Annotated in this window: 2 protein-coding genes; both read right to left on the bottom strand. The window is 54.7% G+C overall.

Annotated features, from left to right (window positions below; all coding sequences use genetic code 11):
• Window positions 1-4 precede the first annotated feature (4 nt).
• Window positions 5-661: a thioesterase II family protein gene (locus tag ACO6TG_RS08450; protein ID WP_422377764.1), complete on the bottom strand. Its 657-nt coding sequence runs from the start codon at window positions 659-661 to the stop codon at window positions 5-7.
• A gap of 92 nt (window positions 662-753) precedes the next feature.
• Entirely contained in the window at window positions 754-1,701 is a 948-nt protein-coding gene (locus ACO6TG_RS08445) for a LysR family transcriptional regulator (protein ID WP_422377763.1), read from the bottom strand.
• Window positions 1,702-1,831: the final 130 nt, after the last annotated feature.

Genomic DNA, 1,831 nt, shown 5'->3' with positions numbered 1-1,831 from the left:
GCGATCAGGGAGCTAACCGCGAAACGCCTAGCTGAGACCGAAGGGCCTGAAACAGTTGAGGCGGCGGATTTTCGATCAGCGCATGATCGCCGGGAAGTTCGAAATGCTGAAACTTCCCGATCGTGTATTCACCCCAGTCGGACATCAGTTTTGCCGGAACTATCGTGTCAAGGTTCGCGCTGACGGCGACAAGCGGAGTTCCGATAGGGATCGGCCGCTCAAGCCGATACCGGCGGCAGAGGTTGAAGTCCGCGAGGATAGTCGGCAACAAAACCTCCTGAAGCTCAGGGTATTCCCTGAGGATCCCATTCGCCGGATTGAAGGCGATCAGCTGCTCGAGGGTAAAGTCGATGTTGCCAGGATCGAGCTCCGGCAAGATCCGCTCTGCGTGCGGCGGGGGGGACGTGATGACAAACACCGCGACGGGCCGGGCAAGATTGTGTGCTTCGATCCGGCGGCAAAGTTCGTATGCCAACCACCCGCCCATGCTGGATCCCAATATTGCGTAAGGAGACACGGTCATGGGGATCATGGCTTCGAACAGCTCTTCGACCATGGTCTCCAGGCTCGCGGGGATTTTGTCATCTAGACGCGTGCTGCGCCCGGGTAAGGCCACCGGCACAATATGCAAATGGGTTGCAAGGTCTTTCTGCCAGCGCATGAAGAGCGACGTATCCGAGCCGGCCTGCGGGAGGCAAACAAGGTTCAGGTGGTCGGATCGAAAGGGGGAGCGAAACCAGGGAGACATATGTTTCAGGCATTTCTTGAAAGTGGAAAAACGTTCGAGCGTTCTTTTGCTTCCGATTGCAGAAGTTGCCAGAGGCGCGAGAGGCTTTCCTTGGTATTTGCACGGCGCCTGTAGAGGCGGATTTCAAGTTGCGCGGAGAACCTGTCATCTCCGATCTGCCGTAACTGGCCGCAATCGAGTTCCTTCTGGCACATTGCCTTTGGCAACCAGCCGACCCCGAAACCTTCCATGATAAGTGCCTTGACGCCGACGGCTCTGCCGGCACGGTTGACCTCCTCGACGCCGATTTGCGGGAAATGCCGGCAAATCAGCTGGTCCACCAGCGAACTGAGTGACGAAGTCGAGCAATAGCCGAGAACCGGACCAGGGCTGAAAGGAGAGGGGCTGCCCGCTGCAATCGGGATCGACGGTTTTGTGGAGGTCACGGCGATCAGCCGGTCATGTGCCAGCGAGATGTGTTCGAATTCCCCCTTGTCGAGTTCTTCTGCGTGACGCATCTCCGGATGCCAATAAAGGAGGACCAGGTCACAATACTTCTGCTGCAAGGCCGTAATGTACTGATCGGACGACCAGGACGGAGACTTCAGGTTCCGCTCTGTCATTTGCGGATCGAGGTGCCGCTCCAGATGCCAGAGGTATTGGGTGAGGTAAAGCGACTGGGGAGCCGCTATGCGCAACTTGCCGGCCAGGACTGTACTCGCTTCGCGACATCGTGTGACGGTGTCGTGGTATGTGGAAAGTATATGTCTCGCTTGTGAAAGGAAAATTTCTCCGGCGGATGTCATGGATAATGGAACCGTCGTGCGATCTATAAGCTTTGTTCCGACTTCTTCTTCTAGTATTTTAATGCGTCGACTGAATGCAGGCTGGCTTACATTGCGAGAGTCTGCAGCTTTCGAGAAGTTTTTAACTTCCGACAGCGCTACAAAATCTTTAAGCCACGATAATTCCAATTTACTTCCCCAATAGCTAAGCCGAGAACATCTCCTGTAGCTGTGCCATAGAGATCCAAAACCGCAAGGTACGCAACTACTGATCGTGTATTCTAGATTTCGCTATAAAAAATAGAATAGAATATTCCGG

The sequence above is a fragment of the Roseibium sp. genome, assembly GCF_965233565.1.
Lineage (GTDB): Bacteria > Pseudomonadota > Alphaproteobacteria > Rhizobiales > Stappiaceae > Roseibium.
This window is presented reverse-complemented; position numbering and strand designations above follow the sequence as displayed.

Bases quoted from the DNA above. Each gene is read 5' to 3' on its own strand.
- ACO6TG_RS08450 (WP_422377764.1), bottom strand. From the start codon at position 661: ATGCGCTGGCAGAAAGACCTTGCAACCCATTTGCATATTGTGCCGGTG.